The organism is Sphingobacterium composti (assembly GCF_009829075.1).
GTDB classification, from domain to species: domain Bacteria; phylum Bacteroidota; class Bacteroidia; order Sphingobacteriales; family Sphingobacteriaceae; genus Sphingobacterium; species Sphingobacterium composti.
The window spans coordinates 55780-70283 of sequence record NZ_WUQZ01000006.1 but is presented as its reverse complement, the minus strand read 5'-3'; the positions used below and the strand labels follow the sequence as shown (position 1 = coordinate 70283).

The 14504-nt window shown below is 35.3% G+C and carries 14 protein-coding genes; 9 read left to right on the top strand and 5 right to left on the bottom strand.

The features are described from left to right. The first annotated feature begins 46 nt into the window (after window positions 1–46). Genes GOQ17_RS06005 through GOQ17_RS05995 form a run of 3 tightly spaced genes read left to right on the top strand, consistent with a single transcriptional unit; the run spans window position 47 to window position 2420 of the window. Window positions 47–1042: an LLM class flavin-dependent oxidoreductase gene (locus GOQ17_RS06005; protein ID WP_159636270.1), complete on the top strand. Its 996-nt coding sequence runs from the start codon at window positions 47–49 to the stop codon at window positions 1040–1042. A 3-nt stretch (window positions 1043–1045) separates the two neighbouring features. Next, a complete protein-coding gene (locus tag GOQ17_RS06000; RefSeq protein ID WP_159636269.1) occupies window positions 1046–1825 on the top strand; it encodes a hypothetical protein in 780 nt (259 codons plus the stop codon). A 55-nt stretch (window positions 1826–1880) separates the two neighbouring features. Then, window positions 1881–2420, top strand: a complete 540-nt coding sequence (locus GOQ17_RS05995; protein WP_159636268.1) for a hypothetical protein — start codon at window positions 1881–1883, stop codon at window positions 2418–2420. A 9-nt stretch (window positions 2421–2429) separates the two neighbouring features. Here the strand turns inward: GOQ17_RS05995 and GOQ17_RS05990 are convergent, their stop codons facing one another. From GOQ17_RS05990 to GOQ17_RS05980, 3 genes are all read right to left on the bottom strand, one after another. Beyond that, on the bottom strand, window positions 2430–3515 hold the full coding sequence (locus GOQ17_RS05990) for an acyl-CoA dehydrogenase family protein (protein ID WP_159636267.1): 1086 nt from the start codon (window positions 3513–3515) through the stop codon (window positions 2430–2432). A 1-nt stretch (window position 3516) separates the two neighbouring features. Further along, window positions 3517–4125, bottom strand: a complete 609-nt coding sequence (gene pnuC, locus GOQ17_RS05985; RefSeq protein ID WP_159636266.1) for a nicotinamide riboside transporter PnuC — start codon at window positions 4123–4125, stop codon at window positions 3517–3519. 189 nt (window positions 4126–4314) lie between these two features. After that, window positions 4315–5808, bottom strand: coding sequence for a malate:quinone oxidoreductase (locus tag GOQ17_RS05980; protein WP_159636265.1), 1494 nt, complete (start codon window positions 5806–5808; stop codon window positions 4315–4317). Window positions 5809–6046: 238 nt separating this feature from the next. Between GOQ17_RS05980 and fabG the strand changes: the two genes are divergently transcribed. Further along, the gene (gene fabG / locus GOQ17_RS05975; RefSeq protein WP_159636249.1) at window positions 6047–6790 is read left to right on the top strand and encodes a 3-oxoacyl-[acyl-carrier-protein] reductase; all 744 of its coding nucleotides are present in this window, start codon (window positions 6047–6049) and stop codon (window positions 6788–6790) included. Between the two features lie 188 nt (window positions 6791–6978). Here fabG and GOQ17_RS05970 read toward each other — a convergent pair whose 3' ends face one another. Further along, on the bottom strand, window positions 6979–7596 hold the full coding sequence (locus GOQ17_RS05970) for an IMPACT family protein (protein ID WP_159636247.1): 618 nt from the start codon (window positions 7594–7596) through the stop codon (window positions 6979–6981). Beyond that, complete coding sequence (locus tag GOQ17_RS05965; RefSeq protein ID WP_159636245.1) at window positions 7593–8450, bottom strand: DMT family transporter; 858 nt, start codon at window positions 8448–8450, stop codon at window positions 7593–7595. The genes GOQ17_RS05970 and GOQ17_RS05965 overlap by 4 nt, the downstream gene beginning before the upstream one ends. A 534-nt stretch (window positions 8451–8984) precedes the next feature. Here GOQ17_RS05965 and GOQ17_RS05960 point away from each other — a divergent pair. The 5 genes from GOQ17_RS05960 (at window position 8985) to GOQ17_RS05940 (ending at window position 14487) form a co-directional block, all read left to right on the top strand. Beyond that, window positions 8985–9809: a prephenate dehydratase gene (locus tag GOQ17_RS05960; RefSeq protein ID WP_159636243.1), complete on the top strand. Its 825-nt coding sequence runs from the start codon at window positions 8985–8987 to the stop codon at window positions 9807–9809. 53 nt (window positions 9810–9862) lie between these two features. Further along, on the top strand, window positions 9863–10975 hold the full coding sequence (locus tag GOQ17_RS05955) for a chorismate mutase (protein WP_159636238.1): 1113 nt from the start codon (window positions 9863–9865) through the stop codon (window positions 10973–10975). Next, window positions 10975–12225, top strand: coding sequence for a 3-phosphoshikimate 1-carboxyvinyltransferase (gene aroA / locus GOQ17_RS05950; RefSeq protein ID WP_159636235.1), 1251 nt, complete (start codon window positions 10975–10977; stop codon window positions 12223–12225). The genes GOQ17_RS05955 and aroA overlap by 1 nt, the downstream gene beginning before the upstream one ends. Window positions 12226–12402: 177 nt before the next feature. Then, window positions 12403–13491, top strand: a complete 1089-nt coding sequence (aroC, locus tag GOQ17_RS05945; RefSeq protein ID WP_159636232.1) for a chorismate synthase — start codon at window positions 12403–12405, stop codon at window positions 13489–13491. 144 nt (window positions 13492–13635) lie between these two features. Next, window positions 13636–14487: an ROK family protein gene (locus GOQ17_RS05940; RefSeq protein WP_159636229.1), complete on the top strand. Its 852-nt coding sequence runs from the start codon at window positions 13636–13638 to the stop codon at window positions 14485–14487. Window positions 14488–14504: the final 17 nt, after the last annotated feature.

Below are 14504 nucleotides of genomic sequence, written 5' to 3'. Positions count from 1 at the left end.
TAGAATTTACAATCTTCTTTCCTATTCATTGTATCTTTAAATTACTATGAATAAATTGAAAATTTCTGCGCTAGAATTAGCTACTATTTGTAAAAACAGCAATCCCTCAGAAGCGATTCAACGTGCTGTAGAAGGCGCACAACATATCGAAAAATTAGGTTTTGAACGTCTTTGGTTTGCGGAACATCACAACATGCCACATATTGCGAGTTCGGCTACTTCGGTTTTAATAGGTCATATTGCTGGAAAAACTAATACAATTCGAGTTGGTTCTGGTGGAATTATGTTACCAAACCATACACCATTGGTCATAGCCGAACAATTCGGAACTTTAGAAAGTATTTATCCAGGAAGAATTGATTTGGGACTGGGGCGTGCGCCTGGTACAGATCAGGTGACAGCAATGGCATTACGACGCAATAACCTAAATACTTCATTTTATTTCAAAGATGATATTCAAGAACTTCAACAATATTTGGATGAGAATAATGCACAAGCCAAAGTCCGTGCATTTCCTGGGGAAGGATTGGATATACCGATTTATATACTAGGTTCGAGTACGGATAGTGCATATTTAGCGGCTGAATTGGGATTACCCTATGCATTTGCTGCGCACTTCGCTCCTGCTATGTTAAATCAAGCTACAGAAATTTATCACGAAAAATTTCAGCCTTCGCAATATTTACAAAAACCGTATTTTATTATTTGTGTCAATATCGTTGCAGCAGATACTGTAGAGGAAGCGCATTTTCAATCGACTAGCTTGTTCAATATGTTCGCTGGAATTTTGACTAATCTGCGCAAACCGCTTTCTCCGCCAACAGAAAAACCAATCTATGAAGGTATCTCAGAAATAGAACAAGCCGTGCAAAATATGGTCAACTGTACATTCATTGGAACGGAAAAAGAAATTCGTGAGGATGTCTTAGCATTTGCAGATCAATACCAAGCCGATGAAATAATGACAACAAATTATATCTTTGATGCAAAGAAACGTTTGGAATCTTTTGATATTATTGCAAAAGCACTTATTCAAAACTAGATTATGAGAAATTCTGCACTAACTATTTTATTGGGGACACTATTGTTTTTGAATTGTAACAATAATAGAAATAATGATAACGATAAGTCGCAAGATTCTACAGTAATCGAACTTCCTGAATCAATAGCAGATAGTTCATTAGATGACGTGAAAGTTTTGGAATTAGCAAGTATTGAAGATGTCATTCTTTTCCCCGCGACTTACAGAATACTGAATAGTACAGAATTAAAAGATAAACTGGCATCTACGAAATGGAAAGAAATCCACAAGAAAGATGGCGTTTACCAAATCGCAGATGCTTTGTATAGTTTATCCAAAATAAATGAAGATCCCTGTTCTGGATATCCTGCACAGCAATTGGAGTCCAATAATAACGCATTATTATTATTCGCTATCCCGAATATCCAAAATGGCGAATTGGATACAGTAGCTTTCACAGCGTCCATGATCAAGCCGAATTCTCCATTTAATTTTACTTTTAAAGACCAGCACTACAAATTAAAAGCTTACGGAATTGAATTCTACGGTGACAACGGCAGTAATCCTAAGGGCGATTACACCTTAAAATTGTTTTCGGATAAATATCGAAAAGGCTTAACCTTAATCCATCAAACAGAATATAACGATACCAGTACGGAATTGTTGATGATTTCAGATTTAGACAGAGACGGTTTACCTGATTTTATTTTCTCTAGCCCCCGCGATTATGAAGAAGAACGTTATCTAATTATTTTATCTTCAGATAACACAATTTACATGGGAGAAAGACAATTTGATTGCTAAATTTCATAACCAACTAAATTTATTATATCCCTTTATCAACTATAAGCCACCTATAATGAGTTTACAAAGTATTATTGCTACAGTTTTAATTTTCATCTTTATTGGTTGGGTAAATTCTAATACCAAAAAGAAATCTTTACATGTTGAGGTTCTTTCAGATAACAAAAAACTATTGAAATCAAATGTTATTTATGGAATTCTAGGCTATTTTACTATAATATTATTTCTGTTTTTCATCGCGTTGGGATTATATTTGGATTGGGATATGGGTGAAAATCCCTCAATACTTGATTTTGTCTTTTCTGGTACAATGATCCTTGGAATTTTGTACATAGCAATATATCTTACTATGTACTACTATAATCACAGGGTCATTTATGATTTTAATTCAATTATAGTGTATAACGCTTGGGGAAAAAGCAAGAGTATAAGTTGGAATGATATAAATGATGTCGAAATTAACAATACGATGAAGCACATTTTAATTCGTTCCAAAACAGGAGAATATGTAAAAATTAGTTCTATAATTTATGGACTTGAGAGTTTCAAAATGGAATTTGCTCAACATCATCCATTTATGGCACAACAATTATAATTAAACCACTTACCCCTCCAAATTCAATAAACTATGCTGCGTAGCGGTAAAGATATTGCGGAAAACAATATTTAGTTCATTATCTTTCTGTGCTCCAGAGATTCCTACTAAAGGAAATAATATAATTACTGCTTCTCTGATTTCTCGAACCATTCTTCTAGATTCGGTTGCTATTTCAGTTAATAACTCTTGAGAGATATTTCCTGCATCAACAGAAACTTGCTCCCAAAGTTGCAGAATAAGCATTTCAGCTTTTTGTTCATATAGTTCTGCCTTTTGTTGATAGCTATACACTTGCCGAAAACGTGATTTGCTATATTTCTCTGCCCAATCAGGATTTTTGGATTTATCAAAAAAGTACTTTTCGACCAAATCCAAAAAGCGCTTATACATGCCCAAATAATTTGGTAACAACGTCAATTCCGCAAAGGTCATAAAAGGAATTTTGTGTAGCGTATTGTCTACTTTGCGCGATGAAGGCGTTAGTTGAAAGGCATAGTCTTTATCTATTGCAACATTTTCCAACGAAAAACTATGTGAAGCCGTACATTCCAAACCAAATGTATCCCAATCGTAATGAATTAGCACGTATTTTCTAGGCACAAAGAAAGAATACACCATAGGTTCACCTTGTTCATCTACACGTTGAATCTCGCCATCGTATATAAAAGCATTCAACGTAAAATGCGTCAAATGCGGTGCCCCTGTAGCATATTGCCAAACTCCAGTAAGGTGATATTTTTCACCATCAAAAACAGCTTTACCATTTGCTCTGCCACTCCCACCAAAACAAACTTTTGGGTTTTCAAAAACTTCCTTTGCCAATGAAGGCTCGATAAATCCAGCAAACATATTGGCTCCAGAACAAAGTGTAACAGTCCAAGCAAAACCACCATCATGATAGGCTAAATTCTTAAGTAACCTAAATCCTTCTATTAAACTTAAATCTAAACCCTTGTACTCTTTCGGAACCCAAATATTAAACCAATTGTTTTGATAAATCAAGTCCAACTGTTCGGCGACCAATTGTTTTGAAGAAATAGATTTAGCTTGCGTATCGCGGATTATGGCTATAGTGTGTTCGTCAAGGTGCATATTAGGAAAGTTTAGCTTCAAGTTTCATGATTTTAGCCCATTTGAAATAGCCAAAAATAGCTACAATAAACAGGAAAGTAGTAAGCAAGGCAAATAAATATAAGTCTTTGTGAATTAGTAAAGGTATTGCAAAAGCATTACTAATATTGAGTAAAATCCAGTTTTCAATTTTGCGTCTAGCCAAAAGCCACATCCCTGCCCATGCAGTGCAAGACACCCAAGCATCCCAAATTGGCACATCAGAATCTGTAAACGTAATCAATGAAAAATATAGAATAACAAAAGCTCCAATGACTATACTGAATACAATTGTCCACTCTCGATAAGTACAAGATGTAATCGGTTGTTCACTTGCTTCTTTATTGGTTTTCCAATACCAGCAGCCGTAGACACTCATCACGAGATAATACATATTTAGTGCGATATCAGCATATAGTTTTGCACCGAAAAGCACATACATACCTGAGATAATCCCTAAAATTCCAAATAGGTAATTTGAAACTTTATTGTTTTTGCTCAGTAATACCTGGATAATTCCACAAAGGACAGAGAACCTCTCCAACCAGGACGTGGATTGAAAAGCTTTAATTATTTGGTCGATAATTTCCATTTAAGTGCGTTAAAATAATTTAAAACTACACTTACGGAAATGCTTTGATAGCTTTTAGAAATTAATCCCTACGCCAGCATTACCTGGATCAGGTTCCTTCCGATAGACGGAATTGGGTATAATCTCAGCTTAAAAAGTAGAGCCATTTAGGCTCCACTCTAGCACCCCATAAGTTTCTTTACTTATATATTAGTCCATTTTCAATACGCGTTGCGAATGCTCGCGAACTTGCGCACAAAGTTCTGGATTATCATTCAGTGATTGACCCCATGAAGGAATCATTTCACGAAGTTTATTTTTATATTCTGTTGATTTTGCTCTTTCAGGGAAACATTTCTTCAACAAATGAATCATGATAGCCACTGAAGTCGAAGCACCTGGTGAAGCTCCCAATAAAGCTGCGATAGAACCATCAGCACTTGACACGACTTCTGTACCGAATTCTAACACACCACCGTGTTTTGGGTCTTTTTTGATTACCTGTACACGTTGACCAGCTTTTTCGATTACCCAATCTTCCATTTTAGCTGTAGGCATGAATTGTTTCAAAGACTCCAATTTGTCTTTTGGTTTTTTCATGACCTCCGTAATCAAATATTTAGTCAAATCTAAGTTATCCAAACCTGCAGACAACATCGGTTTGATATTAGACAATTTGATAGAAGCTGGCAAATCAAAGAATGAACCTTGTTTCAAAAATTTAGTTGAAAAACCAGCATAAGGACCAAATAATAATGCTTGTTTGCCATCGATATAGCGTGTATCCAAGTGAGGTACAGACATCGGTGGCGCACCTACAGACGCTTTACCGTATACTTTCGCTTGGTGTTGTTTGATGATTTCTTCGTTTGTACATCTCAACCATTGACCGCCTACAGGGAAACCACCGTAACCGTTAGCCTCAGGAATACCTGATTTTTCTAATAATAAAAGAGAGTGACCACCTGCACCGATGAAAACGAATTTCGCTTTGATTTCACGTTTGTCTCCTGTTTTCAAGTCTTTTACTTCTACTTCCCAACGACCATCATCTTCACGTTCTATATCTCTTACTTCTTGATTAACAGAAATATTTATATTTTTTTTCGTAGCTAGATGAGCAATTAAATCTCTAGTCAATGAACCAAAATTCACGTCGGTACCGATTTCCATTTTAGTAGCAGCGATAGGTTCATTTCCTTCTCTGCCTTGCATCATTAACGGAACCCATTCATTCAGTAAAGATTTGTCCTCGGTATATTCCATACCTTTGAACAACGTCTCTTTGGTCATCGCTTCAAAACGTGTTTTCAAAAACTTCACATCGTCAGCACCAAATACAGCACTCATGTGTGGCACTTTTCGGATAAAGTGTTTAGGATTTTTAATAATCCCTTTTTCCACCAAATAAGCCCAAAATTGCTTCGAAACCTCAAACTGTTCTGCAATATTGATTGCTTTATCAATTTTTACTGAACCATCAGCCTGTTGAGGGGTATAGTTCAATTCACATAAAGCAGAGTGACCAGTACCCGCATTATTCCACGCATCGGAGCTCTCGGCTGCCACTACGTCCAAACGCTCTAGAATCTCAATATTAATATCTGGATTCAATTCATTGATTAGCGTACCAAGAGTAGCACTCATGATACCTCCACCAATTAGCACTACATCAACTTCTGATTTTTGTTTTTTCTTGCCCATGACTAGTATTAATTGCAACAAAATTAACATTCGTAAATCTTTCTAACGAATCATTTTGTCAATTTATGCTCATATATTTTGAAATTATTTAACAATAAGTCAATCTTGCTTTCAAAATGAAATTTGCTGTCATTTTTTAATAAATTATTACAATATCAAAATTTGTGTATTTTTGTTTCTAACTCCAAAATGAAGGTATCTTCATCTGAGGTAAGATTGAAACTATAAAAAATACTATATGAAATTATTAGAGGGAAAAACAGCTTTAGTTACTGGTGCATCGAAAGGTATCGGTCGTAAAATTGCAGAAGTATTTGCTCAAAATGGCGCTAATGTGGCCTTCACGTACCTTTCTTCAGTAGAAAAAGGTCAAGCTCTAGAGCAAGAATTGCAAGCTTTTGGTACTAAAGTCGTAGGTTATCGCTCAGATGCTTCAAAATTTGATGAAGCAGAAAAATTAATCAATGATATCGTTGCTGATTTTGGCACCCTTGATATCGTCGTAAATAATGCTGGTATCACAAAAGATGGTTTATTGATGCGTATGACAGAAGAAAACTGGGATGATGTCATCAATGTAAACTTGAAGTCTATCTTCAACGTAACGAAAGCTGCATCTAAAGTCATGATGAAAAACCGTAAAGGTTCATTCATTAATATGTCCTCAGTAGTAGGTATCCAAGGTAATGCAGGACAAGCAAACTATGCCGCTTCTAAAGCAGGAATCATTGGTTTTACGAAATCTGTTGCTAAAGAATTAGGTTCTCGCAATATTCGTGCAAACGTGATTGCTCCAGGATTTATCCGCACAGAAATGACGGACGTTTTAGACCCAAAAGTAGTAGCAGGCTGGGAAGCAGGTATTCCATTGAAACGTGCGGGTTCTACAGACGACATCGCAAATGCATGTCTATTCTTAGCTTCTGACTTATCATCATATATCACAGGACAAACATTGTCAGTAGATGGTGGTATGGTATAGTTAAGGTTTTTAGAAGAGTAATAAAATTCTGACCTTAGTTGTAATAATAAAGTAGAAAAAACAGTAGTAAATTTAAATTACTACTGTTTTCCTTTGATAAGCTCCCCTCCTTTTCCCTTTATAACCTACTAATTGAAAATAAGTAAATAGTGAAAAATCTAATTTTTGTAATATGAATAGTATTCTATCTACAATGTCCTAATGTAATTAATACGAACACCATCAACTTTTTCTATTTTCATCACAAATGAATTTACTTGCATTTTGCGCATTTCTACAGTCATTGTGCAAGCATTATCAAATTCTTGATTCAATACGGTGATATTTTCATCCTTGATGATACGCATCACGTCATTCATAGCCAAATATTCAAAATCAATCTGATAAACGTCATTTACTGTTTTTTCTACGATAATGGAATTTGCTAATGCTTCTTGTGTAGCAGTTTTGTAGGCATTAATAAGCCCTGGTACACCCAACAATGTTCCCCCGAAATAACGTACAACGACAACAAGTATATTCGTTATATCCTTAGATAATAATGCATTCAGGATTGGTCTTCCTGCAGTTCCTGATGGTTCGCCATCGTCATTTACACGAAAAACAGTTCTATCAGGTGACAAACGGTATGCCCAACAATGATGTCTTGCCTTAGGATGCAAAGCTTTCAGTTCAGCAATAATATCCTTTAGTTTATTCTCATCCTTAAAGGGATAAGCATAAGCTATAAATTTACTTCCCTTGTCGCGAAAAATGCCTTCCGCAGGTGTCTCAATTGTAAGATACGTATCCTCAAATAAACTCACAGGTATGCAATTAATAAAATAGAAATAACAGCTAAAACAAGCCCTATTTTGTTTGTAAGACTTAATTTTTCATTAAACATAAAAACACCAACCAAACTTCCCAAAACGATAACGCCAACATTCATCGCGGTAAAAACTATAGATGGATTATCGGCAATTGCACGATGTGCCTTCATGTAATAATAAACATTTGCAAAGTTAAACAAACCCAAAATCAATCCCCAAACAATAGCCAGTTTATCCAATGCTTCCTTTTTGAAAGCTACTTTATATACTAAAATAATGGAAGCAAATAGTAAAGCACCAATAAACACCACAAACATCGATGTGGTATACGGAATATCCTTGTATTGCGCTATTTGCTTAAATAAAATATCTATAAATCCCATCCCAACAAATACAATCAGTGGATATATAGAATTCTTTGAGGAAGCAGAAGTTGATTTATTCGACCAACTCACCGAGCAGACCACAGCAACCAAACCAACAGCAATGCCTATAATTTTATTTAGATGTATTTCCTCCTTAAAAAGAATAAAGGATGCAATTAATGGGACAAAAAGCGACATGCGCTGTGCTACATCAGTTTTTACAATACCGCTGTACTTAACAGCTAATGCAATAAAAATAAATAAAGTTGGTAATAGAATACTTAATGGAATATAAAATTGATAAGGTAATACTTTCCACTGCAAAGTCGCTAAAGACGGATTAAATAATATATAGGTCAATAAAACTGTCGTAGGATAATTCCATAAAACCAATTGTTGTACATTGACGTGCTTTTGCCGAGCTAATTTTATAAGTACTCCAACGATTACACTACAGCAAACACTAATCAAAACATATATCATATAACCACTTTTTATTCGATTACAATTATATCAAATAAAATTGAAATAGACATAGCGCAAATAAATCATCAAAATACACTAAAAATTCAACAAAAAATAATAATAAATTTTATCAAAAAAACCACTAATTTTTATGGCAAATATTAAAAAAAATAAGATATAAAAAATAAACCTAAAAACCACATGTAACTAGTTTAAAATAAAATAAACAAACATTTCAATATATTATAAAGCTAAATTTCGTGATTTTTAACACCAAAAAATTCACTATTTTTATCATAAAAAAATAACTTATTTTTATGATAAAAAATGACTATAAAAAACATTTTTTTATAAAATATTTTGCATTTATAAAATATTCCTATACCTTTGAAATATCAAAACGAGAACATGAAAAACTTTAACACATATTATTTTAACTTCTTTTATTTTAGCAATAAGAGCTGGGACAACTAATTATGTTATTGTGAAAAGATAAATACTAAAAGTCCCGGTTTGTAAACTGGGACTTTTTTTTGTGAACATAGAAACAACATGAGTATAAAAATTGCAATTCAAGGTGTTAAAGCATCATTCCACGAAGAGGCTGCTTACAAGTATTTCGGTCAAGATATCGAAACTATTGAGTGTGGTTCTTTCAAACAAACCTGCGAAATGCTAAAACAAGGCAAAGCAGATTATGTGGTGATGGCAATCGAAAATTCTATTGCAGGAAGTATCCTACCGAATTACAACTTATTGAGAGATTACAGATTCCATATAATTGGCGAAGTACATTTGAATATTCAACAAAATCTTTTGGCTTTGCCTGGCGTAAAGCTAAGCGATATTCAAACTGTGGAGTCGCACCCTATTGCAATACGTCAATGTGATGAATTTTTGGGAGAACATCCAGAATGGACAATCAAAGAGGGAATGGACACTGCGGGCTGCGCTAAGAAAATTGCAGAAGATAAATTGACTTCAACAGCAGCTATCGCCAGTGAATATGCAGCTAAAATCTATGGTCTTAATATTTTAGAAAAGAGAATTGAGACGCATAAAAAAAATGCAACGCGTTTTCTTATTCTAGCAAACGAAGTAGTAGAACAGAAAAACGCGAATAAGGCTTCACTTTCATTCCAAACAGGTAATGCAGTAGGAGCTTTAGCGGCAGTATTGCAATGTTTTGCCGAACAAAACGTTAATCTGAGCAAAATTCAATCGATGCCAGTAGTCGGTCGTCGCAATGAATATGATTTTTATGTCGACGTAGAATGGAAAAAACAATCAGACTTCGATGCAGCCATTCGCAAAGTATTAAAACACACGGTGAATTTCAGCATTATGGGCGAATACATTAAAAATGAAAAAGTATAACACAAACAAATAGAGTAACTAATCAAATTGTAAATAAAAAAATTGAAATAAGAATGAAACATTCATTAGAAATCCAACCATTAAACTCTTGGATAAATACAGACGGCAAACCATTAATTATATCAGGTCCATGTAGTGCAGAGACTGAAGAGCAATTATTATCTACAGCACATTTACTAGCAAATACAGGCAAGGTTCATGTATTACGTGCTGGTATTTGGAAACCACGTACACGTCCAGGAGAATTTGAAGGTATCGGAAGTATTGGATTAGAGTGGTTGAAACGTGCAAAAGAAGAAACTGGTTTATTAACTGCTACAGAGGTTGCTACAGCGCAACACGTAAAAGAAGCTTTAGATTCTGGTGTAGATATCTTATGGATTGGTGCGCGTTCTACAGCAAACCCATTCACTGTGCAAGAAATAGCTGATGCAATCAAAGCATACGGAAAAGATGTTCCAGTTATCGTTAAAAACCCTGTCAACCCAGATTTATCGTTATGGATTGGTGCATTAGAGCGTGTTAATGGTGCTGGAATCAAAAAAATTGCTGCTATACACCGTGGTTTCTCATCATACGAAAAAACAGCTTTCCGTAATGAGCCAATGTGGGATTTAGCGATTCAATTAAAAACAATTGCTCCAGAATTACCTATTATTAATGACCCTAGCCACATCTGTGGTAACCGTGAATTGATTCCTTACGTTGCGCAAAAAGCAATGGATATGGATATGCAAGGTTTCATCATTGAGTCACACATCGATCCTTCAGTAGCTTGGACTGATGCAAAACAACAAGTTACTCCTGCTGCTTTAGCTGAATTATTGGACAATTTATCATACCGTCAACCAGAATCTGCTGACCCAGCATTCTCAGACAAATTAGCTGAATTGCGCTCACAAATTGACAAATTGGATGACCAAATCTTAAAGTTGATTGGCGACCGTATGAAAGTAGCTGAAAAAATTGGTGAGTACAAACGTGATAACAACGTAACTATTTTACAAGTTTCTCGTTGGGATGAAATTATTCAAAAACGCGTGCAATTAGCTAAAGCGTTGAATTTGGGCGAAGACTTCTCTGTGAAATACTTAGAGTTATTGCACAACGAATCTATTCGCAAGCAGAATGAAATCATGAACGTTAAAACAACGGCGGAGGCATAATGAGTCAATCAAGCATTAAGCTATCTCATTCAACAAAAAAATTAAGTGGCACGGTTCAACTTACTGGCTCCAAGTCAGAGAGCAACCGTGCTCTTATTATACAAGCACTTAGCAAAGAGAAAGTTACGATCGAAAACCTTTCTGAAGCGGATGATACGGTATTGCTTACCAAAGCCATCAAAGATGCTAACGCTGAAGGTGAAGGTCAGAAAACAATTGATATCGGTCCCGCGGGTACAGCAATGCGTTTTATGACGTCGTATTTGAATCTGATTCCAGGAGATTTTATCTTGACCGGAACAGAACGTATGCAACAACGTCCTATTGGCATTTTGGTAGATGCCTTGAAAACAATCGGTGCAGACGTACATTACGTAAACAAATCGGGCTTCCCTCCTTTGCATATTGAGGGCAAATTATTTCAAAGCAAAGATAAGGTGAGCATCAAAGGCGACGTAAGTAGTCAATACATTTCTTCTTTGTTATTAATAGCCTCTTCCTTAAAAAAAGGATTGACTATTGAAATTGAAGGCGAATTGACTTCGCGTCCTTATGTAACTATGACGCTAAACATGTTAGCTGAAGCTGGAATTCAACATACTTGGGATGGCAATAGTATTCAAATTCTTCCGCAAGAAGCTAAAGAAGCAACTATCTACGTAGAACCAGATTGGAGTGCAGCATCGTACTGGTACGCTATGGTAGCTTTGGCCGAAGAAGCTGAAATTCGACTTCCAGGTTTGAAGAAAAACAGTCTGCAAGGTGATATTGCGATTGCAGAAATCATGGAGCATTTTGGTGTAAAAACAACTTTCGAAGAAAAAGGAATCTTGCTTCAAAAGATAGCTTTACAATCAGACAAGAAGTTATTTGATTTGAAAGAATGTCCAGATTTAGCACAAACTGTAGTGGTTGTGGCTGCTGTTTTGAAACGCAATGTTTCTTTTACAGGTTTAGAAACTTTAAAAATAAAAGAAACAGACCGTATTGCTGCATTGCAAAATGAAATTGGAAAGTTCGGAGCTACATTTACAGAAGATAATGAAGTTTATCATTTGAATACGGACAATGTACAAAAGCCGAGTTCCATTTCAATTGCAACATACGAAGACCATAGAATGGCAATGGCTTTTGCACCTTTGGCTTTAGTTTTTCAGGCAATTCAAATTGAAGAACCACATGTAGTTGAAAAATCGTATCCAATGTATTGGGAACATTTAGCAGCACAAGGTTTTTCGATAGCGGAATAAAAAATTACTCTGAACGTCATTTCGAACGAAACGAAGTGTAGAGAGAAATCTAATACTACAGATTACTCCCATTATCGGAATGACGTTTTTAAAATTTAGTTACTTTTTGCGGAAAAAAAGTGACTGCCTGCCCGGCATGAGGGCATAAATAATTATATTAGTAATATACTAATCATTATGGCAGGAAATTCATTTGGCGATTTATTCAGAATAACCACCTTTGGTGAATCACATGGCAAAGCTATCGGTGTTATTGTGGATGGTTGCCCATCAAATATTGATATTGACGAAGCATTTATCCAATCAGAATTGGATAAGCGCAAACCTGGTCAATCAAAAATCACAACACAACGTAAAGAAAGCGATACAGCACAAATTTTATCAGGTGTTTTCGAAGGAAAATCAACGGGTACCCCCATTTCGATTGTGATTCCCAACGAAGACCAACGTTCTAAAGATTACTCGCATATAGCAGATAAATTTCGTCCTTCGCATGCCGATTACACGTACCAAATGAAATACGGCATTCGTGATTACCGAGGCGGTGGTCGTTCTTCAGCACGCGAAACAGCAGCTCGTGTAGCGGCAGGTGCTATCGCCAAATTATTTTTAAAACAACAAGGTATCGAGATTTTCGCGCATGTCTCAGGAGTAGGTCAAATTGAAGCACCAAACGTAGATTCTTCTGATTTGAAATCTTTATTAGAAACTCGTGAATCGAATATTGCACGATGTGCTGACCTCGCTACTGCAAATGAAATGATTGATTTCATTGATAATGTTCGCAAAAACGGGGATACTGTTGGCGGACGTATTTCTACTATTATTAGAGGTGTACCAGCTGGATTAGGCGAACCTGTATTCGACAGATTACATGCAGAACTTGGAAAAGCGATGTTAAGTATCAATGCTGTACATGGTTTTGAATATGGTTCTGGTTTTGAGGGTTCAAGAATGCGTGGTTCAGAACACAATGATATATTCACTACAGAAAATGATAAGGTTGTTACAAGAACTAACTTTTCAGGAGGTATACAAGGTGGTATTTCAAATGGTATGGATATTACTTTCAAAGTAGCTTTCAAAGCTGTTGCTACGATTATGCGTGACCAAGAAACGTTGAATCAAGCAGGTGAAGAAACGACAATTTCAGGTAAAGGAAGACACGACCCTTGTGTTGTTCCACGAGCCGTCATTATTGTCGAAGCTATGGCGGCATTAGTAATAGCTGATCAGTTATTAAAACAAAGAGCATATAGAATGTAAAAGCAGTCTCCGAGATAATCGGAGACTGCTTTTATGATATTTTTAACAAATATTTCTACTAATCAGCTTGTTAAAAATATTGTATTCAAAACTTAAATATAAAACATATATTTGGAATGTTAACTAAGAAAACTCTAAATTATAATGTCTGAAAATCATTCTTATATATTAGCATGTGACATTGGTGGCACACATATTACTTCTGCTATTGTCAAAACAAATGGTTGGGAAATTTTATCTCCTACACTAACACGTGTACACATAAATTCAACTTCAAATGCTAAATCGATTTTTCAACAATGGGCGGATAATATTAAATCTTGTATAACCCAATATAACTCTCCGATTAATTTTATTGGAATAGCGATGCCTGGACCTTTTGATTATGATAAAGGCATTTCATTGATGAAAAATCAGGATAAATATGATTCTTTATATAAATTGAGTATCACTGATGGAATCAAACATGAACTACAAATTCCATCAATCGAAATAAAATACATTAATGACGCCGCGGCTTTTCTACAGGGTGAAGTATATGCGCAAAAGCTAGACAATGAAGATAAAGTATTGGGCATAACTCTTGGTACTGGATTAGGTAGCGCAGTTTGGAAAAAAGGAATCAAAGCCTTTGATGCAGATTTGTGGCAACAAAAATATGGCAACTCTATTTTTGAGGAATATTTAGTTACACGTTGGTTTACCTACAGATTCCACGAACTCTCAGGAACCAAAGAAAATGGATTTAAAGAAATAATTGAAAACCATCAAAACACTGATGCGTTCGAAATTTTAATCCAAGAATATAGAATACACCTTAAAGATTTTCTTACATTTTTTAGTGAATTGCATCAATGCAAAAACTTCGTGATTGGTGGTAATATTTCTAAAGCTTGGGATATAATACATGATGAGTACTATTTTTCAGAATTTAAAATTACTAAAGCCCTATATGCTGAAAAAGCAGCACTTATTGGTGCTGCCTCTATATTTTAACATTCAAAAAACTCAAT

Bases quoted from the DNA above. Each gene is read 5' to 3' on its own strand.
- fabG (WP_159636249.1), top strand. From the start codon at position 6,047: ATGAAATTATTAGAGGGAAAAACAGCTTTAGTTACTGGTGCATCGAAA.
- GOQ17_RS05955 (WP_159636238.1), top strand. From the start codon at position 9,863: ATGAAACATTCATTAGAAATCCAACCATTAAACTCTTGGATAAATACA.
- GOQ17_RS05990 (WP_159636267.1), bottom strand. From the start codon at position 3,515: ATGCACCTTGACGAACACACTATAGCCATAATCCGCGATACGCAAGCT.
- aroA (WP_159636235.1), top strand. From the start codon at position 10,975: ATGAGTCAATCAAGCATTAAGCTATCTCATTCAACAAAAAAATTAAGT.
- GOQ17_RS05995 (WP_159636268.1), top strand. From the start codon at position 1,881: ATGAGTTTACAAAGTATTATTGCTACAGTTTTAATTTTCATCTTTATT.
- GOQ17_RS05965 (WP_159636245.1), bottom strand. From the start codon at position 8,450: ATGATATATGTTTTGATTAGTGTTTGCTGTAGTGTAATCGTTGGAGTA.
- GOQ17_RS06000 (WP_159636269.1), top strand. From the start codon at position 1,046: ATGAGAAATTCTGCACTAACTATTTTATTGGGGACACTATTGTTTTTG.
- GOQ17_RS05960 (WP_159636243.1), top strand. From the start codon at position 8,985: ATGAGTATAAAAATTGCAATTCAAGGTGTTAAAGCATCATTCCACGAA.
- GOQ17_RS06005 (WP_159636270.1), top strand. From the start codon at position 47: ATGAATAAATTGAAAATTTCTGCGCTAGAATTAGCTACTATTTGTAAA.
- aroC (WP_159636232.1), top strand. From the start codon at position 12,403: ATGGCAGGAAATTCATTTGGCGATTTATTCAGAATAACCACCTTTGGT.
- GOQ17_RS05980 (WP_159636265.1), bottom strand. From the start codon at position 5,808: ATGGGCAAGAAAAAACAAAAATCAGAAGTTGATGTAGTGCTAATTGGT.
- pnuC (WP_159636266.1), bottom strand. From the start codon at position 4,125: ATGGAAATTATCGACCAAATAATTAAAGCTTTTCAATCCACGTCCTGG.
- GOQ17_RS05940 (WP_159636229.1), top strand. From the start codon at position 13,636: ATGTCTGAAAATCATTCTTATATATTAGCATGTGACATTGGTGGCACA.